Raw genomic sequence first — 21055 nt, 5'->3', positions numbered from 1 at the left:
CGCCGAGGTGGTCGCCCGCGCCGCGCGGGCGACCGACCTGGCCGACCTCGACGGCGCGGTGAGCAACTGCTTCGCCTGCCCGCGGCTGGTCGCCTGGCGGGAGGAGGTCGCCCGGGTCAAGCGGGCGGCCTTCCGCGACCAGGACTACTGGGGGCGGCCGGTGCCCGGCTTCGGCCCGCCCGACGCGCGGATCGGCATCCTCGGGCTGGCGCCGGCCGCGCACGGCGGCAACCGCACCGGCCGGATCTTCACCGGGGACCGCTCCGGCGACGTGCTCTTCGCCGCGCTGCACCGGGCCGGGCTGGCCAACCAGGCGACCAGCGTGTCCGCCGACGACGGCCTCGCCCTGCGCGACACCCGCATCTTCGCCGCCGTGCGCTGCGCGCCGCCGGACAACAAGCCCACCCCGGCCGAGCGGGACACCTGCGCGCCGTGGCTGCACCGCGAGGTCGCGCTGATCCGGCCCACCCTGCGCGTCGTGGTCGCCCTGGGAGCGTTCGCCTGGGCCGCGTGGTGGCCGGTGCTGCGCCACGTGTACGCGCAGCGCCCGCCCACGCCGCGCCCGGCCTTCGGTCATGGGGCACACTGGTCCGGCACGTCCGCACCGGCGCTGCTCGGCTGTTACCACGTCAGCCAGCAGAACACCTTCACCGGGCGGCTGACACCGGCGATGTTGGACGACGTGTTCGCCCGGGCGAAGGACCTGGCCGGGGTGGACTGAGGATTGCGTGGGGCGGTGGGATGGACCTCGGCGTGCTGCGCAGGTGGTGGCCGGTCGCTGCGGTGACCCTGCTGCTCGCCGTCGCCGCGCTCGCCGCCGGGCACTCCACCATCGGGGCGAGCCGGATCCCGCCCGCCGCCGACAACATCCCGTACGTGCCGGACTACCCCTCGGCCGAGCCCGCGCCCTCGATCACCGTCGAGCCCCGGGACCTGGGCGAACCCACCTCGGGTGGCATCCCGGGCTGGCTCGCCACCACGGCCGTCGTGCTGCTCGGTGCGGCCGTGCTGGCCGTCGTCGGGTACGTGCTCTGGACCGTGCTGAGCGGGGCGCTGCGCCGGACCACCCGCGCGGTGCCCACCCAGCGGGCGCGGCGCACCGCCGAGGGCACCGCCCGCGAGGTGGTGGCCGCGCTGGACGCCGGCCTGGAGGACCTGGACGACAGGTCCACCGACCCGCGCACCGCCGTGATCGCCTGCTGGGTCCGGCTGGAGGAGGCCGCCGACGAGGCCGGCGTGCCCCGGCGCGCCGGGGACACCCCCACCGACCTGGTCAGCCGGCTGCTGCGCGGCGACCCGGCGGCCGGCGTCCCGGCCATCGCCAGCGCCGACGTGCTGGACGGCTTCGCACACGTCTACCGCGAGGCCCGGTACGCCACCCACACCGTCGACGAGCGGATGCGTGACCAGGCCCGGGCCGCCCTGCGCCGGCTGCGCGGCGAACTGACCACGGTGGCCGCCGGCGAGGTGACGGCATGAGCACCAGCATCGACGACCTGCTCTCGTTCGCCGAGGAGCCCACCGAGGAGCCACGCCGGCCGGGCGGCGGGCGGGCACGCTGGGTGCTGCGGACCCTCGCGGTCACCGCCGCGATCGTGGTGGTGGTCGTCGTCGGGCTGCGCGCGGTCGGCCTCCAGGTCTCGCTCTGGATCATCGTGGCGGGCGTGCTCGCCGTGCTCGCCGTCCGCCGGGTCACCGCCGCGCTGTCGCCCCCGCCGCCGCCCCGGGCCGGCGGCCGTGCCCCGGCCGGCGAGGAGCCCGGCACCTGGAACTGGGCCGCCCGGGACGCGCTCCGTGCCGCGATCAACGGGTGGGAACGCCCGCTGGACTGGTGCTCCGACAACCGGGAACGGTTCACCGAGCGGGTGCTGCCCCGCCTCGGCGAGCTGGCCGACGAGCGGTTGCGCCAGAAGCACGGTGTCACCCGTGAGTCGGATCCGGCCCGTGCCCGCGCCCTGCTGGGCGAGCGGCTGTGGACGTTCCTCGGCACCCCCGCCCGCCGCCCCCCGTCGCCGCGGGACCTCGCGGCGATCGTCGCCGAACTGGAGAAGCTGTGATGAACGACGTGGACCGGAGCATGCCCCCCGCCGAGGTCGGCCGGCTGGCCCGCGCGGTGCTGGACGCGGTCGGCACCGTCGTGGTCGGCAAGCGGGAGGCGCTGGAGCTGGTCCTGGCCGGCATCCTGGCCGGCGGCCACGTGCTGCTGGAGGACCTGCCCGGCCTGGGCAAGACGCTCACCGCGCGCTCGTTCGCGCAGGCCCTGGGGCTGGACTTCCGGCGCCTCCAGTTCACCCCGGACCTGCTCCCCGCCGACGTCACCGGCTCCTTCCTCTACGACCAGCGCAGCGGCGACTTCTCGTTCCGGGCCGGCCCGGTCTTCACCAACCTGCTGCTCGCCGACGAGATCAACCGGACCCCGCCGAAGACCCAGTCGGCGCTGCTGGAGGCGATGCAGGAGAAGCAGGTCTCGGTCGAGGGCGTCACCTACCGGCTGGACGAGCCGTTCCACGTGCTCGCCACCGCCAACCCGATCGAGTACGAGGGCACCTACCCGCTGCCCGAGGCCCAGCTCGACCGGTTCCTGCTCCGGGTCTCGTTCGGCTACCCGAACCACGACGAGGAGTGGGAGGTGCTGCAGCGGCGTATCGCCCGCCGGCGCGAGGAGGCCGAGATCAAGCCGGTGGTGGACGCCGCCACGCTGCGCGCCATGCAGGCCGCGCTGGAGGACGTGGTCGTCGAGGACTCGATCGGCCGGTACGTCGTGGCGCTCACCGCGGCCACCCGCGACCACCCGTCCGCGCTGGTCGGGGCGTCGCCGCGCGGCTCGCTGGCGCTGCTGCTGCTGTCCCGGGTACGCGCGGTGCTCGCCAACCGCGACTACGTGGTGCCGGAGGACGTCAAGGCGGTGGCGGTGCCCGCGTTGGCGCACCGGATCACCCTGCGCCCGGAGATGTGGCTGCGCCGGGTCGATCCGTCCTTCGTGGTCGGTGAGGTGCTGGAGTCCACGCCCGCCCCGGCCAGCGGCGCGCTGCCCAGCTACGCGGCCGGACCCGTCGGGCGCTGATGACCGACCGTCAGGAACCGGCGAGCGGCTGGGCGCCCACCTGGGCGCTCGGCCGGGCCGTGCTGCTCACCGGCCTGCTGCTGGTCGCGGCGGTGCTGCTCGGCCGGATCGACCTGGTCGTCCTGGCCACGCCGTTCGCGCTGGGCACCGCGTACGCGCTGCACCGCCGGCCCACCGCGCTGCCCGAGCTGGAGATCGGCGTGGGGGACGCCCACCTGGTCGAGGGCGCGCCGATGGCCACCACGGTGGCCGTGGCCAACCCGGACACCGTCTCCTACGACGTGGCGGTGGTGCGGACCCGGATGTCGCGCTGGCTGCGGGTGGAGAAGGTCGGCTTCGGCGGGTCCGGGGTGGACGTGAGTCGCTCCGGCGGCGCCGACCGGCCGTTCGTGACCTCGGTGCCGTCCGGCTCCGCCGTCGACCTGGAGCTGACCGGGACGGCGCTGCGCTGGGGGCGGCACCCGATCGGCCCGGCCGGCGCCCGGGTGGCCGCCGCGGACGGGCTGCTGGTGTCGCGGGCCGTGGTCACCGACGCGGTCCGGACGCGGGTCTACCCGATGACCGAGCCGTTCGAGGCGGTGGAGGCGATGCCTCGGGCCGCCGGTCTGGTCGGCGCGCACCACTCGCGCCGGCCGGGGGAGGGCGGCGAGCTGGCCGGGGTCCGCGTCTTCGCGCCCGGGGACCGGCTGCGCCGGATCGACTGGCGGGTCTCGCTGCGGGCCCGCCAGCTGCACGTGGCGGCCACCCTCTCCGACCGGGACGCCGAGGTGGTGGTGCTGCTCGACGTGCTGGCCGAGGCGGGCCGCTCCGGCGGCGTACGCGGCCCGGCGTCCGTGTTGGACACCACCGTCCGGGCGGCCGCCGCGATCGCCGAGCACTACCTGCACCGGGGTGACCGGGTGGCGCTGCTGGAATACGGTCCGGCCGCCCGCCGGCTGCGCCCGGCCACCGGCCGGCGGCAGTACCTGACCGTGCTGGAGTGGCTGCTCGACGTCCGGGCCGAGTCGTCCCCGCACGAGCCGTACGACCAGGTCTTCGGCCCGCAGCTGCTCTCCTCGGACGCGCTCGTGGTGGTGCTCACCCCGCTGCTGGACGAGCGGTCGGCGCAGATGCTGGCCCGGATGGCCCGGGGCGGGCGGTTCGTGGTCGCGGTGGACACCCTGCCGGCCGAGCTGCCGGTGCCGAAGGACCGCGGCTGGGCCGAGGTGGCGTACCGGCTGTGGCGGCTGGACCGCGACACGATGATCGGTCAGCTCCGCGAGCACGGCGTGCCGGTGGTGCGCTGGGCCGGCGCCGGCAGCCTCGACCAGGTGCTGCGCGACGTGGCGCGCCTGGCGACCGCCCCGAAGGCGGGCATGCGATGAACGATCTCGTCGAGGGGCTGACTGAACGGGCGCGGGCGCTCCGGTACGCGGTGGGGCGGGTCAGCCCCACGCCGCTGCTGGTGCGGGCCGGCATCTTCTTCGCGGTGCTGGTCGGCTTCCTGGTCGCGTACCCGGCACAGGCCTTCACCCCGCGGTCGCTGCTGGCCCTCACGGTGGTGGCGGTGCTACCGGCGGTCGGTCCGCGCCGGGTCTGGCCGACCTTCGCGGCGCTGGTGACCGTCGGCGGCTGGCTGCTCGCCACGCTCGGCTTCGACCGGCCGCCGGCGCTGTGGCGGCTGCTCGCCGTGGCCACCCTGCTCTACCTGGCGCACACCCTCTGCGCGCTGGCCGCGCTGCTGCCCTACGACGCGGTGGTCGACCCCGACCTGGTGCTGCGGTGGCTGGCCCGGGCCGGCGGGGTGGTGCTGGCCGGCGCCGTGCTCGGCGTCGTGCTGGCGTCGCTCGGTGGGGCCGGTGGGGACGCCGGGTCGCAGGTGGCGACGGTGGTCGGGCTGCTGGTCGCGGTGGGCGTCAGCGGCCTCCTGGCCTGGCTCCTGCGTCGCAGATAACGGGACGCCGCGCAAAGTTGCGCAGGTCACAGGGGTTGTGCTCCGTCACAGATGGGGGTCTCGATCGGGATTAGCCGAGGCCCCCGGGGAAAGATAGATGACGTGAATCCGAAGCGGATCCTTGTCGTGGGTGCCGGGCACGTGGGCCTGTACGCCGCTCTGCGCCTGTCCAAGAAGCTGAGCTCCCGTGAGGCCGAGGTCATCGTCGTCGACCCGCAGCCGCACATGACCTACCAGCCGTTCCTCCCGGAGGCTTCGGCGGGCAACATCTCCCCGCGGCACGCTGTGGTGCCGCTGCGGCGGGAGTTGCGCAAGTGCAAGGTCGTGGCCGGCACGGTCACCCGGATCGACCACGACCGCCGGACCGCCGTCGTGCAGCCGATCAGCGGCCCGACCCGCGAGATCCAGTACGACCACGTCGTGGTCGCCCCCGGGTCGGTCTCCCGCACCCTGCCGATCCCGGGCCTGCACGAACACGGCATCGGGTTCAAGACCATCGGTGAGGCCATCTTCCTGCGCAACCACGTGCTGGACCGGCTCGACGTGGCGGCTGCCACCACCGACCCCGAGGTTCGCAGCCGCGCGCTGACCTTCGTCTTCGTCGGCGGCGGTTACGCCGGCATCGAGGCGCTCGCCGAGATGGAGGACATGGCCCGGGACGCGCTGCGCTACTACCCGGAGCTGAAGCCGGACGACATGCGCTGGGTGCTGGTCGAAGCCACCCAGCGGGTGCTGCCCGAGGTCGACCGGGACATGGGCGCCTACACGGTGCAGGAGCTGCTCAAGCGGAACATGGACATCCGGCTGGACACCCGGCTGGAGTCCTGCGTCGACGGGGTGGCGAAGCTCTCCGACGGGTCCGTCTTCCCGTCCGACACGATCGTCTGGACGGCCGGCGTGAAGCCGTCGCCGATGCTGGACGCGACGGACTTCCCGCGCGACGAGCGGCGCCGGGTCACCTGCCTGCCCACCCTCCAGATCGTGGACGGTGACCGGGTGGTCGAGGGCGCGTGGAGCGCCGGCGACTGCGCCGCGGTGCCGGACCTGACCAAGGAGCCGGGCAACTTCTGCTCGCCGAGCGCGCAGCACGCGGTGCGGCAGGCCGCCCGGATGGCCGACAACATCGCGAACGTGATCCGCGGGCGCGAGCCGGTCAACTACAAGCACAAGCACGCGGGCAGCGTGGCCAGCCTCGGCCTGCACAAGGGCGTGGCGCAGGTCTACGGCGTGAAGATGACCGGCTGGCCGGCCTGGTTCATGCACCGCACGTACCACATGTCGCGGATCCCGTCGTTCAACCGCAAGGTCCGGGTCGTGGTCGACTGGACGCTGGCGTTCGTCCTCAAGCGCGAGGTGGTCGCCCTGGGCCAGTTGCACGACCCGCGCGAGGAGTTCGCCGAGGCGTCCGCGCCGCCGGTCGGCGCCCGCGTCTGAGACAACCGGAAAGGGCCCTTCCCGTACGGGAGGGGCCCTTCGCCGTTTCCGGCCTCAGAACCGCCAGGTCCACGCGTCGGCGCTCCGGGTGCCCGGCCCGAAGAGCTGTTCCAGGGTGCGGCGCAGGGTCTCCGCGTGCGGCGCGTCGTCGGTCAGCGCCACGCAGGAGGCGCCCCAGAACTCGATGTCCCGGGCGGCCTGCCGGCGCTGCCGGTCACCGACCGCGGGCGCCACCCCTCGCCTGGCCACCTCGGCCAGCAGCGCGGATGTGGGGCGCTGGTACGTGCCCATGGTGGCCGAGCCGTTGCGGCCGTACGGGCCGATGAAGAAGCCCTCCGGCATGCCGAAGGCGGCGTCGGCCGCGGTGCCCCAGCGCATCGGCCACGGGTCCTTCGGGGTGGCCGTTGGTACCGGGACCAGCACCCCGCCGGGGCGTACGCACTGCCGCCAGTGCCCGCCGGTGACGAACTCGGGCAGCGGCGGCCGGTCGGTGGTGGGGAGCGGCGCGGGGAAGACGCTGAGCAGGGCCGCGCCGACCGCGAGGGGGACCAGCCGGCGGGCCCGTCCCCGCTCGCCCAGCGCCCGGTGCACGGCCAGGGTGAGCACCGTCCCGACCAGCGGCAGCACCGCCAGGCCGAACCGCGTGGGCAGCGCGCCGTCGACCACCGGCAATCCGGCGAGCAGGGCGTACGGGCCGGGCACCCCGGTGCGCTCCCCGCCGACCACCACCTCGGGGCCGAGCGACAGCGCCGCCATGACCAGCGCCCCCGCGAGGCAGGCGACCACCAGGGCGCGCCGCCCGAGCCAGAACGCGCAGCCGACGGCGACCAGCAGCAGCGGCCAGCCCAGGAAGGTGTTGAACTCGGCCGGGCCGGTGGTCAGCCGGGCCGCGTCGCCGCCGCCCAGCACCGAGAGTGACGAGAGCCGGGTCCAGCCGGTGAGGTCGGCGGAGAAGTAGTGCGGGCTGAACATCCCGTCGGAGACGCCCTGCGGCCCCGCGAACTGGTGCCACAGCGGGTAGGCCAGCACGAACAGGGCCAGCCCGGCGGCGCACATCAGCCCGCCGGCGAAGCCCGGCAGCGCCCGGCGCAGCAGCGCAGGGTCGGCCAGCCCGTACGCGACGGCCATGACCAGCAGGGTGAGCGCGGTGAGGAACAGCACCTCCTCGCCGATGAACACCTGAAGGAGGACGGTGACGGCCAGGCCGAGCGACGAGGTGGCCAGCCGGCGGCGGTCCGGGCCGTGCGGGCGGCCGGCCGGGTCGGCGGCGCGGAGCAGCCGGACCACCAGCCAGACGATCACCGGGACCAGCCACTGTGCGGTCATGTGCAGGTGGGCGTTGCTCTGCGAGACCATGCCGGGGCCGAAGCCGCAGAGCGCCGCGCCGAGCCCGGCGGCGAGTCGCCGGGCCCGCAGCGTCCGGGTGAACAGCAGGTACCAGGCCAGCGCCGTGCCGGCCAGGTTGGCCGCGGCCAGCAGGGCGAAGGTGACCGGCGCCCCGAGGACGAGGGTGACCGGGGCGAGCAGCACGCCGAGCGCGATGACCGTGGTGTTGGCCATGAGGTTCACCCCGTCCGGCGCGTTGAGCCGGTCGGTGATCAGGCCGAAGTCGCCGAACAGGGCGCGCGAGTCGACGGCCAGGAACCACTCGTAGAGGGTCTGGTCGGCCGGGTTGAGGGCGAGCACCCGCTGCCCGGGCGCCGGCCACAGCCCGTGGGTGAGCCAGCCGGCGAGCACGGCGAAGAGCAGCCCGGCCAGCAGGTCCGCGCGGTGCCGGCGGCCGGCGGCCAGCAGCCGGGCCGCCCGGCCCGGGCGGGACGCCGGGTCGAGGCGGAGTGCCTGGTCGGGGTCGGGCCCGGGGGCCGTGCGGGCGGCGCTGGTCACGGCCTCGACCATATCGGCCGGCCCCCTCGGGGTACGCCCGGCCGCGGCGCAGCCGCTACGGTGAGACCTGCACCGCGCGTGTCGGCGCGCCGGTGTTCACCCGCCCGGGTGGTGGAACGGCAGACACGGCCGCCTTAAAAGCGGCTGCCGCAAGGCGTGCGGGTTCGACCCCCGCCCCGGGCACCAGACTCTCAGCTTTCCCACAGCTTTGCGCGGCGCGCGGCGTTGCCACCCCGTTTACCCTGGAGAGGCACGTTCACGTGCATCGACCCCCTGAGGGAGGCCTGAGAAGTGAAGTCCTCGAACCCGGTGCTCGCCCGGCTCGGCCAGGCGGCTGAGCGGGAGCGGGCGGCCGGGTACGCCCAGCCCGGGCCGTACGGTCAGCCCGGATATCCCCAGCAGTACTCGCCGTACCCGCAGCAGCAGCCGTACCCGACCGGTCACGGCTACCCGGCGGCCCCGCCCACCGTGACCCCGATGACCCTCGACGACGTGGTCGTCAAGACGGTGCTGATGCTCGGCATCCTGGGCGCCTCGGCCGCCGCGGCGTGGGTGCTCGTGCCGGACGCCCTGACCGGGGTCGCCTGGATCGGCGCCGCGGTGGTCGGCCTGGTCCTCGGCCTGATCATCTCGTTCTCCCGGATGGCCAACCCGGCGCTCGTCGTGGCGTACTCGATCGTCGAGGGCGTCTTCGTCGGCATGGTCAGCAAGACGTTCGACACCTTCTACGACGGCATCGTGCTCCAGGCGGTGGTCGCCACCTTCGGCGTCTTCTTCCTGATGGCGATGATCTACAAGGCGCGGATCATCCGGGCCACCCCGAAGTTCGCCCGGATCATGGTGGCGATCATCGCGGGCCTCTTCGGCGTGATGCTGATCAACCTGGTGCTCGCGCTCTTCGGCGTCAACACCCACCTCCGCGACGGCAGCCCGCTGGCCATCGGGTTCAGCCTGGTCTGCATCGTGGTCGCCGCGCTGAGCTTCGTGCTCAACTTCGCGGAGATCGAGGAGGGCGTCCGGATGGGGCTCCCGCAGCGCTACTCCTGGACGGCCGCGTTCGGCATCGTGGTCGGCCTGGTCTGGCTCTACCTGGAGATCCTCCGCCTGCTCAGCTACTTCCAGGGCGACGACTGACCGTCCTCGTCCCACCTGCGACGCCCGCCTGCCGCGCCCGCGGCGGCGGGCGTCGTCGTTTCCCCGTCGCCGCCGGGCCGCCCGGGGCAGAGTGGGAGCCGGGGTACGTCGGCGCGAGGAGGTCGCGGTGCGCAGTGCCAACCCGGTGCTGGACCGGCTGGACGACGTGGGCCGGACCGAGCGTCAGGTGCTCGGCACGGGAGCCGCCGAGACGATGACGGTGGCCGACGTGGTCAGCCGGACGGTCGGGCTGCTGCTGCTCACCGGCGTCACCGCGGCGGTGGCCTGGGTGCTGGTGCCGCAGGCGGTGTGGATCTCCGCGGCGCTGGCCGGCAGCGCCCTGGCCAGCCTGGTGCTGGTGCTGGTCATCTCGCTGAAGCAGATCACCAACCCGGCGCTCATCGCCGGCTACGCGGTGCTCCAGGGCCTGCTGCTCGGCGTCGCCAGCCGCGCCTTCGAACTGGTCTACCCGGGCATCGTGGCGCAGGCGGTGATCGGCACCTTCGGGGTCTTCCTCGGCATGGCGCTGCTCTACCGGGCCCGGCTGGTCCGGGCCACCCCGCGGCTGGCCCGGCTGGTGCTCGGCACGCTCATCGGCATCGTGGCCATCGGCCTGGTCAACCTGGTCACCTACCTGCTCACCGGGCGGCAGGGCGCCGAGGTCTACAGCCTCACCGCGCGGGTCGGCTGGCTGCCGTACCTCTTCTCGGTGGTGGCCATCATCGCCGGGGCGCTCAGCTTCGTCCTCGACTTCGACCTGGTCGAGCGGTCGGCCCGCAACGGCCTGCCCCGCCGGTACGCCTGGTTCTGCGCCTTCGGGCTGCTGGTCGGACTGATCTTCCTGTACTGGCAGATCCTCCGCCTGCTCAGCTACGTCCGCCGCTGACCTTCGACAACTCCAGCTCGGCGCGTCTGCCGCCGCGCCGCGACCTGGAGCCGTCGTAGAATCCACCGCGATGAGCGCAGCGGAACTGGACCGGGCCGTGACACTGCTGGTCCGACAGGTCGGGCACTGGGAGCAGCCGCGCTGGTCGGCGGCAGCCGAGGGCGGCAACGTGTCCCGGGCCGACCTGGTGCACAAGCTGGTCCAGGAGATCGCCAACCTGGCGGCCGACGCGGAGGGGGAGCCGCGCCGAGACGTGCCCCGGCTCCCCAGCGACCTGGCCCTGCCCGACCAGCTCCGGGTGGTCACCGCCGACCTGCTGGCGGTCGGTGCGCCGGAGCCGGTGCTGGCCGGGGCGGCCGCCGCGGTCGCCCGCACCCGGTCCGCGCTCTAGGGCCCGGTCAGCCCTTCAGCCAGCGCCGCAGCTTCCGGCGGCGGGCCCGGTCCCGCGCCTTGTCCAACGCCGGCCCGGCCCGGTCGGCCACGGCGGCCTGCCGGGCGTGCAGCAGGCCGTAGGTGAAGGTGTTCTCGCCGTCGGCGTACGCCCGCAGCGCCTGCTCGCGCAGCACCTCGCGGGTCACCACCGAATCCTGGTGCGCGCCGAGCGCGTCCTGGAGGTCCTTGAGCCGGTCCACCAGCTTCGCGTCCGGCCGGCGCACCTCGACGGCGTACCGGGCCCGCTTGCCAGCCTTGCGTGCCTCGTGCAGCGCGGTGTCGTCGCTCCCGCCGTCGGCGAGCGCCCGGTCCAGCCGTTCGTCGAAGCGGGTCACCGCGCGCCGCACCCGCCGGGTCACCCACCGGGGCCGTACGGCCCGCGCGGTCGGCCCCTCCACCAGCGCGTCCAGCCGGCGCAGCAGATCGGTGTAGCGGTCGGAGCCGAGCGCGGCGCGCAGCCCGTCGAGGGCGGTGGCCAGGTCGGCGGCGAACCGCTCGGCGAACCGGGCCTGGACCGGGCCGAGCACCAGCTCGTCGGGTTCCGCGCGGACCGCGTCGGTCAGCCGGGCGGCCATCACCTGGACGTCCCGGACCGGCCCGAGCTGCCCGCCCAGCCAGCGCAGCTCCGCCCGTACGCCCTCGCTCTCCGCCCGGTCCCACAGCCCCCGGAAGGTCCGCAGCGTGGAGCGGAGCCGGCGGACGGCCACCCGCATGTCGTGCACGGCGTCCTCGTCGCCGCCGAGCGCGCCGGCGTGGTGGCCGACCAGCGTGTCGCGCTGGGCGGTGAGGTAGTCGACCACGGGTGCGGCCGCCGGGTCGGCGGGCGCCGGGCGGATGGCGGCGAGCCGGCCGCCCAGGGCGCGGTGCGACTTCGAGACCGGGACGGTTCGGGCGCCGGCGGCGCGCAGCCGGTCGTCGACGGCGTCGAGCAGCGCCTCGTCGCCCTCGACCAGCTCGACCTCGATCTCGTGCCAGGTCTGCCGCTCGCCGCCGACCAGGTCCTCGGCCCGTACGTCGTCCTCGGCCACCTCGGCGAGGGTGCGGCCGGCCGCGTCCAGCAGGCGGCGTTCCCGGCGGCGGGTGACGACCCGTGCGGCCGGGGCGACCGACCGGCCCCGGGACGCGCCCCGGAAGAGCGCGACCAGTTCGGCCGGCGGGTCGGCGTCCTCCGGCCCGGCCGGGAACTGGTGCTCGGTGCGCGCGCCGCCGACCGCGCCCACCTTGAGGTGCCAGCCGGCGTCGTGCCCGCCGGTACGCCGCCGCAGCGCGTAGCCGCTGCGGGCCAGCCGGAGGTCGGCGGTGTCCCAGTAGACCGCGTCCAGGTCGAGGGCGGTGGCGTCGGACGTCGTCGCGACGCCACCGCACCCCGTCAGGTCGGGCAGCCGGAATCCCTCGTCGCCGGAGTACTTGCGTTCGCGTTCCACGACGGTCGCCATGGCGCCTCCCGTACCCGGCCCCGGCGTCGGGGAATCGGCCTCAGTTCAGGCGTTCGAGCACCATGGCCATGCCCTGGCCGCCGCCGACGCACATCGTCTCCAGACCGATGGTCTTGTCGTGCCACTCCAGGGCGTTGAGCAGGGTGCCGGTGATCCGGGCGCCGGTCATGCCGAACGGGTGGCCGACGGCGATCGCGCCGCCCATCACGTTCAGCTTCTCCTCCGGGATGCCGAGCTGCCGGTACGACGGGATCACCTGGGCGGCGAACGCCTCGTTGATCTCGACCAGGTCGACGTCGTCGATGGTCATGCCGGCCCGCTTCAGCGCCTGCTTCGACGCCTCGACCGGGCCCAGGCCCATGATCTCGGGCGAGAGCGCGGTGACGCCGGTGGAGACGATCCGGGCCAGCGGGGTGAGCCCCAGCTCCCGCGCCCGCTCGGCGCTCATGACCACGACGGCGGCGGCGCCGTCGTTGAGCGGGCAGCAGTTGCCGGCGGTGATCCGGCCGTCCGGGCGGAAGACCGGCTTCAGGCCGGCGACCGCCTCGAGGGTGACCCCCGGACGCGGGCCGTCGTCGGTGCTCACCACGGTGCCGTCCGGCGTGGTGACCGGGGTGATCTCGCGGGCCCAGAAGCCGTCCGCGATCGCCTTCTCGGCGAGGTTCTGGCTGCGTACGCCGAACGCGTCCATGTCCTCGCGGGTGACGTCGTACACCTGGGCGAGGTTCTCGGCGGTCTGACCCATGGTCAGGTAGATGTCGGGGAGTTGGCCGGCCTCGCGCGGGTCGGTCCACACCTCGGCGCCGCCCTGGGCGCGGGCCTCCGAGCGCTCGCGCGCCTCGGCGAAGCGCGGGTTCTCCCACCCGCCGCCGACCAGCGCCTGCGCCTCCGGCGGCAGGGTGTCCGAGTTGCCCCGTGCGTACCGGGAGACGGTCTCGACGCCGGCGGAGATGAAGACGTCGCCCTCGCCCGCCCGGATCGCGTGCATCGCCATCCGGGTGGTCTGGAGCGAGGAGGCGCAGTAGCGGGTCAGCGTGGCGCCGGGCAGGCCGTCCAGGCCCAGCAGGGTGGCGACCACCCGGGCCATGTTGAAGCCCTGCTCGCCACCGGGCAGGCCGCAGCCCAGGTAGAGGTCGTCGATGGTGGTGGGATCGAGCGCCGGGACCTTGTCGAGGGCGGCCTGGACGATGGTGGCGGCGAGGTCGTCCGGGCGGACCTCCCGCAGGGAACCCTTGAACGCGCGGCCGATGGGGGACCGGGCGGTGGCGACGATGACGGCGTCGCGGGGCGACTCAATCGGCATGGAAGCAACGTTAACCCGCCGGTAACTTGTGGCGGAAGCCGCTCAGCGGGCGGGAAATGTCACCCGCCGGCCGCTCAGTGGTGGTGCCGGTGGGCGACCGTGGCGGCCGCCTCGACCGCCGGCAGCAGGGCGTGCGCCCAGACCCGGTAGCCGTCGGCGGAGGGGTGGAAGCCGTCGTGGCAGAGGGTGCCGGCATCCGCCCGGAACACCGGGCCGGTCTCGGTGCCCAGGTCGACGACGCCGCCACCCGCGTCGAGCACGGCGGCCGTCTGGGCGCGCGCCATCCGCCGCCCCGACCAGCCGAGCACCTGCCGCAGCGGGGACGCCACCGCGCGGACCGCGCCGAGATCCGGGCAGGTGCCCACGACCACCTCGACGTGCGCCTCGCGCAGCCGGCGCACCGCCGAGCCGAGGTAGGCCGCCGCGTCGGCCGGACGGGCCAGCCCCGTGGCGTCGTTCGCGCCGATGAGGATCACCGCCACGTCGGGCCGCTCGCCGAGCAGCGCCCGGGCCACCTGGGTGGCCAGGTCGGTGGAGCGGGACCCGGAGACCCCCACGCTGGACAGGTGGACGCGCCGGCCGGTCGGGCCCTCGGCCAGCAGCTGGGCGAGCTGGCCGCCGATGGTCTCCTCGAAGCGTTCGACGCCGACGCCGAGCGCCGAGGAGTCGCCGAGCAGCACCAGCCGCAGCGGCGGGGCGTCCGCCCGGCCGACCGTGGCGCGCAGCGCCAGGCCCAGCTCGGGCTGGGCGTACTCCCGGCTGCGGGCGGCGATGGCCTGGCCGGCGAGGACCGCCGCCCCGCCCAGCGTGCCGGCGAGCAGGGAGAGCGCGGCGGCCCGACCGAGCCGGACCGCGAGCTCGTTACGCTCGGTCATGACGACACCTCCCCAGCTCCCACGGCCCGAGGGCCGGTCTGCTCGTGGCGAAACGGCGTCGACATGAGCATGGCACACGTTGTGCCTGCTGATGATGCCCCCGCTGCCCCGCTCATGCCAGTCCCTCCAGCTGGGCGGGGTCGGCGGCCGCGCCGGGCTGCGGCACCGCGCCGACGCCGAAGAACGCCCGTCGCCGCAGCTGCGCCCAGCGCCCGCCGGGCCCGCGCTCGCGCCCCCGCACCTGGGTGCCGCTGACCTCGGTGCCGGCGTGCCGGGCCGCCTCGTGGGCCGCCTCCGGCAGCGACCGCACGCCCTCGGCCCCGGCGAGCGAGGGCCGGCGTTCCTGGCCCGCGCCCAACGCGGAGAGCACGGTGGGCAGCAGCGCCGCCGCGGCGACCGCGTACCCCTCGGCGGACGGGTGGAACCGGTCCCAGGCGAACATCCGGGCCGGCTCGGCGGCGAACCGGGGGCCGAGCAGGTCGCCGAGGGAGACCGTCCAGCCGCCCGCCTCGACCACGGCCACGGTCTGGGCGGCGGCGAGCTGACGGCTCCAGCGCCGGGCCAGCCAGCGCAGCGGCGGCTGGATGGGCCGGATGGCGCCCAGGTCGGGGCAGGTGCCCACGACCACCTCGCAGCCGGCGGCCCGCAGCGTGCGGACCGCGGCGACCAGGTAGCGCACGGCCACCGACAGCGGGGTGCGGTTGGTGACGTCGTTGCCGCCGACCAGGATGACCGCGATGTCCGGTTCGACCTCCAGGGCCGACTCGACCTGCGGCTTCAGCCCGGCGGACAGGGCGCCCACCACGGCGAACCGGTGCAGCCGGACCGGCCGGTGCAGCCGGCGGGACAGCCCGGTGGCCAGCAGCGCGCCCGGGGTCTCCCGGCGGCGGTGCACCCCGTAGCCGGCGGCGGAGGAGTCACCGAGGATCACCATGGTGACCGGCGGGCCGGGCAGCTTCGCCCCGTAGACGCCGTCGCAGCGCGGTGGGGGCGCCTCGGCCATCGGGATGGTGCGCCGGGCCTGGCGGGCCTGCCCGAGCAGCACCCCGCCCGTGGCGACGGTGGCCGCCACCGTGGCGCCCGTGCCGATCGCCGTCAGGCGGGCGATCCGCCGAGCGCGCTGCCAGCCGACCGGCGCGACGGAACCAGCGTCCCCCATGCACCGACATTATCGCGCCGCCACGACACCCGCTCTCCCCGTGATCGCCACGGCTGGAACGGGACCGTTCCGGGTACCGGTACGGGCAGGGGCGGGCTTGCGCCGGGACCGCACCCTGATCGAGCGGAGAGGGGCGAGGAAATGGGGAAGACATTGAAGCGGAGCGCGGCGTTCACCGCGCTGGCCCGGGCGCTGGCGGCCGGGGCGCGGGGTGGCCCGTCACTGGGCGTCCGGCTGGCGGCGCTGCCGCGGATGATCCGGGCCACCGCCCGTGGCGAGTACGACGGCGGGCTGCGGCTGGCCCTGATGGCCGGGGCCACGGCGTACATCGTCTCGCCGATCGACCTGCTGCCGGAGATCCCGCTGGCGATCTTCGGCCTGGCCGACGACGCGGTCATGGTCACCTGGCTGGCCGGCAGCGTGCTCGCCGAGACCGACCGCTTCCTGGAGTGGGAGGCACGTCGCAGGTCCGTCATCCCGGGGCATGTGGCGCCCTGAGGGCACGTACCCTGGGCGACGAACTGACGACTTACCGGCCGCCCCACGACGGCGGCGCGACGAAGGGCACAACGAGGTGCAGTACTACGACAACGTGGTCGAGCTGATCGGCAACACCCCGCTGGTCCGCCTGCGCAACGTCACCGAGGGCATCCAGGCGACCGTGCTGGCGAAGGTGGAGTACGTCAACCCGGGCGGTTCGGTGAAGGACCGGATCGCGCTGCGGATGGTCGAGGACGCCGAGAAGGCGGGCCTGCTCCAGCCGGGCGGCACGATCGTCGAGCCGACCAGCGGCAACACCGGCGTCGGGCTGGCCCTCGTCGCCCAGCTCAAGGGCTACAAGTGCGTCTTCGTCTGCCCCGACAAGGTCAGCCAGGACAAGCAGGACGTGCTGCGGGCGTACGGCGCCGAGGTGGTGGTCTGCCCGACCGCCGTGGCGCCGGAGGACCCGCGCTCCTACTACAACGTCTCGGACCGGCTGGCCCGGGAGATCCCCGGCGCCTGGAAGCCCGACCAGTACAGCAACCCGGCCAACCCGCGCTCGCACTACGAGACCACCGGCCCGGAGATCTGGCGGCAGACCGAGGGGCGGCTCACCCACTTCGTGGCGGGCGTCGGCACCGGCGGCACCATCTCCGGCATCGGCCGCTATCTGAAGGAGGCGTCCGAGGGTCGGGTCCGGGTGGTCGGCGCGGACCCGGAGGGCTCGGTCTACTCGGGCGGCACCGGCCGGCCCTACCTGGTCGAGGGCGTCGGCGAGGACTTCTGGCCGGCGACCTACGACCGCACCGTGGCCGACGAGATCGTCGAGGTCTCGGACAAGCAGTCCTTCGAGATGACCCGGCGGCTGGCCCGCGAGGAGGGGCTGCTGGTCGGCGGCTCCTGCGGCATGGCCGTGGTCGCCGCCCTGGAGGTGGCCCGCAAGGCCGGCCCGGACGACGTGATCGTGGTGCTCCTGCCGGACAGCGGCAAGGGCTACATGTCCAAGATCTTCAACGACCAGTGGATGGCCCGGTACGGCTTCCTGGACAACTCGGGCGCCGAGCCGACCGTGGCCGACGCGCTCGGCGGCAAGCCGGGCGGCCTGCCCGAGCTGGTGCACGTGCACCCGACCGAGACGGTCCGCGACGCCATCGACTACATGCGGGAATACGGCGTCTCCCAGCTCCCGGTGCTCAAGGCCGAGCCGCCGGTCGTGACCGGCGAGGTGGCCGGCTCGATCGCCGAGAAGGACCTGCTCGACGCGCTCTTCACCGGCCAGGCCCACCTGCACGACACGATCGAGCGGCACATGGCCGACCCGCTGCCCATGATCGGCGGCGGCCAGCCGGTCAGCGAGGCGGTCGCGCTGCTGGAGAAGGCCGACGCCGCGCTGGTGCTGGTCGACGGCAAGCCCAAGGGCGTGCTGACCCGGCAGGACCTGCTCGCCCACCTCGGCGCGCGCTGACCGACGACGAGGGCCGCACCCCACGCGTTGGGTGCGGCCCTCGTCGTGTCAGCGGCCCAGCTCGGTCGGGACGGCGATGACGTCGACGAAGGCGCCACGACGCAGCACCGTGACGGGCAGGCGGGCGCCGATCGCCGGGCCCAGCATCAGCCGTTGCAGGCCCTGACCGTCCTGCACGGGCCGGCCACCCGCCGCCACGATCACGTCGCCGAGGTAGAGCCCCGCCAGCCCGGCCGGGCTGCCCGGCACCACCTCGACCACCCGCAGCCCGCGCCGCTGCCCGGTCCGGGCGGAGATCTCCGGTGGCAGCGGCACCGGCACCCCGGCCACGCCCAGCCAGGCCCGGCGCACCCTGCCGTCCGTGGTGAGGTCGGCGATGATCTGCCGGGTCGTGGCGTTGATCGGCACCGCCAGCCCCAGGCCGTACCCGGCGACCGCCGTGTTGACCCCGACCACCCGCCCGTCCGAGTCGGCCAGCGCTCCGCCGGAGTTGCCCGGGTTCAGCGCCGCGTCGGTCTGGATGACGTCCTCGATGAGCCGGGTGACCCGCCCGTCCCGGGCCGGCAGCGACCGGCCCAGCCCGGAGACCACCCCGGCGGTGACCGAACCGGCCAGCCCCATGGGGTTGCCGACGGCGACCACGAGCTGGCCGATCCGCAGCCGGTCCGCGTCGCCCAGTTCCACGGGCTCGACGGCCGCCCGCTCCGCCCGCAGCACGGCCAGGTCGGAGAGTGGGTCGGCGCCGACCACCCGGAACCCGGTCTCGGTGCCGTCGCCGAACGCGGCCGACCCGTCCCGGGCGCCCTGCACCACGTGGGCGCTGGTGAGCAGCAGCCCGTCCGGGCCGATCACCACGGCGGAGCCGGCGCCGGCGCCGCGCGGGGTCCGCACCGACAGGGCGGCCACGCTGGGCAGCACCCGGGCGGCCACGCCCGTCACCACCCGGGAGTACGCGTCGAGCGCGGCGTCCTCCGCCCGCTCGGTGTGCTCGGTGTCCATGCCGGTGCCAACGCGCCGGCATCGACGCCCATGCCCCGATCCGCTCAGAGCGAACGGGCGTAGCGGAGCTGGGGGACGGCGGTGGCGCCGATGACGTCGTCGCGCTGCTCGCCCGTGGCGGTCCAGCCACCGCGCTCGTAGAACCGGCGGGCCGTCGCGTTCTCCCGAAGCACCCAGAGCGCCGCCCGGGACCAGCCGCGGTCCCGCATGGCGTCGAGGGCGTCCACCATGAGCGCCCGCCCGGTGCCCCGGCCCCGCTCGTCCGGCTCCAGGTGGATGGCGTTGAGCAGGCCGGTGGCCGGGTCAGCCTCGTCGTCCGGCCCCAGATAGCTGAAGCCGACCAGCCGGCCGTCCCGCTCGGCCACCGTCATCCGGTGGTCCGCGCCCTCCCAGGCCACCCGCTCCGTCCAGTACCGGCCCATCGCCTCCGGGGTCGGATCCGCCAGCGCGTCCGCCGGCAGGAACGACGAGTACGCCGCGACCCGGGACCGCTGGTGCAGGGCGCCGACCGCCATGAGGTCGGCCCCGGTGGCGGGGCGTAGGGAGATCGTCACCCGGCCGAGGCTACCCGGCGGGGCGGCACCGGAACCGTCATCAGGTCCTCGGCGATCACCAGCTCACCGGCGAAGTGGGCGCGGGCCTCGTCGGCGAAACGGCGCGGGTCCGCGTACCGCTGGGAGAAGTGGGTGAGCACGAGCGTGCGTACCCCCGACTCGGCCGCCACCCGCGCGGCCTGGCTGGCGGTGAGGTGGCCGACCTCGGCGGCGAGGGCGGCCTCCGACTCCAGGAAGGTCGACTCGATGACCAGCAGGTCGGCGTGCTCGGCCAGAGCCCACACGCCGTCGCACAGCCCGGTGTCCATGACGAAGGCGAACCGCTGCCCCGGTCGGGTGACGCTCACCTCGTCCCGGGTGACGCGGCGCCCGTCGAGGTCCAGGTGGCCGTCGCGCAGGAGCTGACCGACGGCCGGGCCGGCGATGCCGTACGCGGACAGCTTCTCCGGCAGCATCCGGCAGCCGTCCGGCTCGACGAGCCGGTAGCCGTACGTCTCGATGGGGTGCCGCAGCCGGCGGGCCTCCAGCGTGCCGATGCCCAGCGTGATCCGCTGCCCGTCCGCCTCGATCGGCTCGACGGCCAGCTCGGCGGTCTCGTAGAAGCTCGACGCGTGGCGCAGCCGGGCGAAGTAGTCGGCGCCCCCGGCGGGGAAGTGCACGGCCACCGGGTGCGGGACCCGGTCCAGGGAGAGCCGCTGGATCATGCCGGGCAGGCCCAGGCAGTGGTCGCCGTGGAAGTGGGTGACGCAGATCCGGGTCAGGTCGGTGGCGGAGATCCCGGTGTGCAGCAGCTGCCGCTGGCTGCCCTCGCCGGGGTCGAAGAGCAGCACCTCGTCGTCCCAGCGCAGCAGGTAGCCGTTGTGGTTGCGCTGCCGGGTGGGGGCCTGGCTGGCCGTGCCGAGCACCGCCAGCTCGCGCATCGACACGCTGACCCTCCGGGATATGAAGCGACCCCCGGGGCTTCCGCGCTCGCGCGCGGGCCGGCTGGACTGGGCCGGCACCCCGGGGGTCGGGTGGCTGTCGTGGTTTCGCCGCACCGCTGCCACACGGTCTCGACGATGGTGCATGATGCCCGCCTCGCGGCGGACGGTGTTTCACTGTCGAGGACAGCGGCTAGCGGACAGCCACCTCACGAGTCCGATTGCTATACAAGTCTGGACCACCTCCTTTCCCGTGTACCGCCACGCTATCCATTTCCCGGCGAGCCCGGCAACGGATTTCGATCACACGCCCGACGGGGAATCAGCGGCGGGGGTGTTGTACCGGTCGAGCGTGGCCTTGGACGTCGAGGCGTCCTGGAAGATCAACTCCCAGGGTCCGGTGTTGATGTCCATGTCCTTGCCGAACCCGACCCACTTTCCCGCCATCCGCCGGCCGGTCGGCTCGGCCAGCAACTGGATGGCACCGTGGTAGCGCGCGCCCCGGTAGTAGCCCGCCGGGTCGGTCTGCTCCACCCAGGTGCCGGTGACGACGCTGCCGTCCACCGAGAGGTCGAGCGACAGCGACGAGGCGGCCGAGCCCGGGAGGCTGCGCACCGTCAGCCGGTCGCCGTGCTGGAGCACGACCACGAAATGCTGACCGGTGTACGCCTGGCCCCGGCCGCTGGAGTGGTACTGGTAGCGGCTGAGCCACACGCCGGCGAACGACCCGTGAGCCGCCGCCGACCGGGCCGCGGGCACGGGTGTGGCGAGGCTGGACGCCGGCGACGTGAGGTCGTGGCCCCCGTTCCCGTCCTCGCTGACCTGGCTTCCCGGCACGGAGGCGAAACCGAGCAGCTCGATGGGGAGACCGGTGACGACCTCCAGGGCGCGGACGTAGATGGGCCGAGGCGCTGCGATCGCGCCTGACTCCCACCGCTGCACGAGCCGCTTGTTGGCGTCGTTCGGCGCGCCGACGCGATGGCCCGCCGCCTGGAGAGCGCGGGCGAAGTCGTCCTGGCTCATGCGCATTCCGGCTCGGACCGCTCGGAGGGCGACGTTGGGGGCCGTCATGCCGCTGACGATAGCCGTATGTCGCC

General features: G+C 74.7%; 21 protein-coding genes and 1 tRNA gene. 13 read left to right on the top strand and 9 right to left on the bottom strand.

Features of this window, described 5'->3' with window-relative positions:
- Nucleotides 1-7: 7 nt before the first annotated feature.
- The 7 genes from FXF50_RS06715 to FXF50_RS06685 all read left to right on the top strand — a co-directional run bounded on the left by FXF50_RS06715 (nt 8) and on the right by FXF50_RS06685 (nt 6431).
- Nucleotides 8-721, top strand: a complete 714-nt coding sequence (locus FXF50_RS06715) for a uracil-DNA glycosylase (RefSeq protein ID WP_148426640.1) — start codon at nt 8-10, stop codon at nt 719-721.
- A gap of 20 nt (nt 722-741) precedes the next feature.
- The gene (locus FXF50_RS06710; RefSeq protein ID WP_148426358.1) at nt 742-1479 is read left to right on the top strand and encodes a DUF4129 domain-containing protein; all 738 of its coding nucleotides are present in this window, start codon (nt 742-744) and stop codon (nt 1477-1479) included.
- Nucleotides 1476-2057, top strand: a complete 582-nt coding sequence (locus FXF50_RS06705; RefSeq protein WP_148426357.1) for a hypothetical protein — start codon at nt 1476-1478, stop codon at nt 2055-2057. Before FXF50_RS06710 ends, FXF50_RS06705 begins: the two co-directional genes overlap by 4 nt.
- A complete protein-coding gene (locus tag FXF50_RS06700) occupies nt 2057-3064 on the top strand; it encodes a MoxR family ATPase (protein WP_148426356.1) in 1008 nt (335 codons plus the stop codon). Before FXF50_RS06705 ends, FXF50_RS06700 begins: the two co-directional genes overlap by 1 nt.
- Nucleotides 3064-4428, top strand: a complete 1365-nt coding sequence (locus FXF50_RS06695; protein ID WP_148426355.1) for a DUF58 domain-containing protein — start codon at nt 3064-3066, stop codon at nt 4426-4428. The genes FXF50_RS06700 and FXF50_RS06695 overlap by 1 nt, the downstream gene beginning before the upstream one ends.
- Nucleotides 4425-4997 (top strand): hypothetical protein, encoded by a 573-nt coding sequence (locus tag FXF50_RS06690; protein ID WP_148426354.1) that lies wholly within the window; start codon nt 4425-4427, stop codon nt 4995-4997. Before FXF50_RS06695 ends, FXF50_RS06690 begins: the two co-directional genes overlap by 4 nt.
- Before the next feature lie 102 nt (nt 4998-5099).
- Complete coding sequence (locus FXF50_RS06685) at nt 5100-6431, top strand: NAD(P)/FAD-dependent oxidoreductase (RefSeq protein WP_148426353.1); 1332 nt, start codon at nt 5100-5102, stop codon at nt 6429-6431.
- A 54-nt stretch (nt 6432-6485) separates the two neighbouring features.
- On the opposite strand, the gene FXF50_RS06680 is transcribed toward FXF50_RS06685, so the two are convergent.
- The gene (locus tag FXF50_RS06680) at nt 6486-8315 is read right to left on the bottom strand and encodes a hypothetical protein (protein ID WP_305069329.1); all 1830 of its coding nucleotides are present in this window, start codon (nt 8313-8315) and stop codon (nt 6486-6488) included.
- A gap of 102 nt (nt 8316-8417) precedes the next feature.
- Between FXF50_RS06680 and FXF50_RS06675 the strand changes: the two genes are divergently transcribed.
- The 4 genes from FXF50_RS06675 (at nt 8418) to FXF50_RS06660 (ending at nt 10726) form a co-directional block, all read left to right on the top strand.
- Nucleotides 8418-8501, top strand: a tRNA-Leu gene (locus tag FXF50_RS06675).
- Nucleotides 8502-8606: 105 nt separating this feature from the next.
- Nucleotides 8607-9449 carry a Bax inhibitor-1/YccA family protein gene (locus FXF50_RS06670; RefSeq protein ID WP_148426351.1) on the top strand — a complete coding sequence of 281 codons (843 nt, stop codon included), beginning with the start codon at nt 8607-8609 and terminating at the stop codon, nt 9447-9449.
- A 127-nt stretch (nt 9450-9576) separates the two neighbouring features.
- Complete coding sequence (locus FXF50_RS06665) at nt 9577-10335, top strand: Bax inhibitor-1/YccA family protein (protein WP_148426350.1); 759 nt, start codon at nt 9577-9579, stop codon at nt 10333-10335.
- A 70-nt stretch (nt 10336-10405) separates the two neighbouring features.
- Entirely contained in the window at nt 10406-10726 is a 321-nt protein-coding gene (locus tag FXF50_RS06660; protein ID WP_148426349.1) for a hypothetical protein, read from the top strand.
- Nucleotides 10727-10733: 7 nt separating this feature from the next.
- Here FXF50_RS06660 and FXF50_RS06655 read toward each other — a convergent pair whose 3' ends face one another.
- The 4 genes from FXF50_RS06655 to FXF50_RS06640 all read right to left on the bottom strand — a co-directional run bounded on the left by FXF50_RS06655 (nt 10734) and on the right by FXF50_RS06640 (nt 15540).
- Complete coding sequence (locus FXF50_RS06655) at nt 10734-12203, bottom strand: CYTH and CHAD domain-containing protein (protein ID WP_148426348.1); 1470 nt, start codon at nt 12201-12203, stop codon at nt 10734-10736.
- Nucleotides 12204-12243: 40 nt separating this feature from the next.
- Nucleotides 12244-13506, bottom strand: a complete 1263-nt coding sequence (locus FXF50_RS06650) for an acetyl-CoA C-acetyltransferase (protein WP_148426347.1) — start codon at nt 13504-13506, stop codon at nt 12244-12246.
- Between the two features lie 74 nt (nt 13507-13580).
- A complete protein-coding gene (locus tag FXF50_RS06645) occupies nt 13581-14381 on the bottom strand; it encodes an SGNH/GDSL hydrolase family protein (RefSeq protein WP_148426346.1) in 801 nt (266 codons plus the stop codon).
- A gap of 112 nt (nt 14382-14493) precedes the next feature.
- On the bottom strand, nt 14494-15540 hold the full coding sequence (locus FXF50_RS06640) for an SGNH/GDSL hydrolase family protein (protein ID WP_148426345.1): 1047 nt from the start codon (nt 15538-15540) through the stop codon (nt 14494-14496).
- A 141-nt stretch (nt 15541-15681) separates the two neighbouring features.
- Between FXF50_RS06640 and FXF50_RS06635 the strand changes: the two genes are divergently transcribed.
- Complete coding sequence (locus FXF50_RS06635; RefSeq protein ID WP_148426344.1) at nt 15682-16038, top strand: YkvA family protein; 357 nt, start codon at nt 15682-15684, stop codon at nt 16036-16038.
- Nucleotides 16039-16114: 76 nt separating this feature from the next.
- Entirely contained in the window at nt 16115-17485 is a 1371-nt protein-coding gene (locus FXF50_RS06630; RefSeq protein ID WP_148426343.1) for a cystathionine beta-synthase, read from the top strand.
- A 48-nt stretch (nt 17486-17533) separates the two neighbouring features.
- On the opposite strand, the gene FXF50_RS06625 is transcribed toward FXF50_RS06630, so the two are convergent.
- From FXF50_RS06625 to FXF50_RS06610, 4 genes are all read right to left on the bottom strand, one after another.
- Nucleotides 17534-18484 (bottom strand): S1C family serine protease, encoded by a 951-nt coding sequence (locus FXF50_RS06625; RefSeq protein WP_148426342.1) that lies wholly within the window; start codon nt 18482-18484, stop codon nt 17534-17536.
- 44 nt (nt 18485-18528) lie between these two features.
- Nucleotides 18529-19038, bottom strand: coding sequence for a GNAT family N-acetyltransferase (locus FXF50_RS06620; RefSeq protein ID WP_148426341.1), 510 nt, complete (start codon nt 19036-19038; stop codon nt 18529-18531).
- A complete protein-coding gene (locus FXF50_RS06615; protein ID WP_148426340.1) occupies nt 19035-19964 on the bottom strand; it encodes a ribonuclease Z in 930 nt (309 codons plus the stop codon). Before FXF50_RS06615 ends, FXF50_RS06620 begins: the two co-directional genes overlap by 4 nt.
- 297 nt (nt 19965-20261) lie before the next feature.
- On the bottom strand, nt 20262-21029 hold the full coding sequence (locus tag FXF50_RS06610; protein WP_148426339.1) for a DNA-binding transcriptional regulator: 768 nt from the start codon (nt 21027-21029) through the stop codon (nt 20262-20264).
- Nucleotides 21030-21055 lie beyond the last annotated feature (26 nt).

The organism is Micromonospora sp. AP08 (genome assembly GCF_008085935.1).
Taxonomy (GTDB): Bacteria; Actinomycetota; Actinomycetes; order Mycobacteriales; family Micromonosporaceae; genus Micromonospora; species Micromonospora chersina.
Note: the sequence above shows the minus strand (reverse complement) of the source record. Positions and strands in the feature narration are given on the sequence as shown.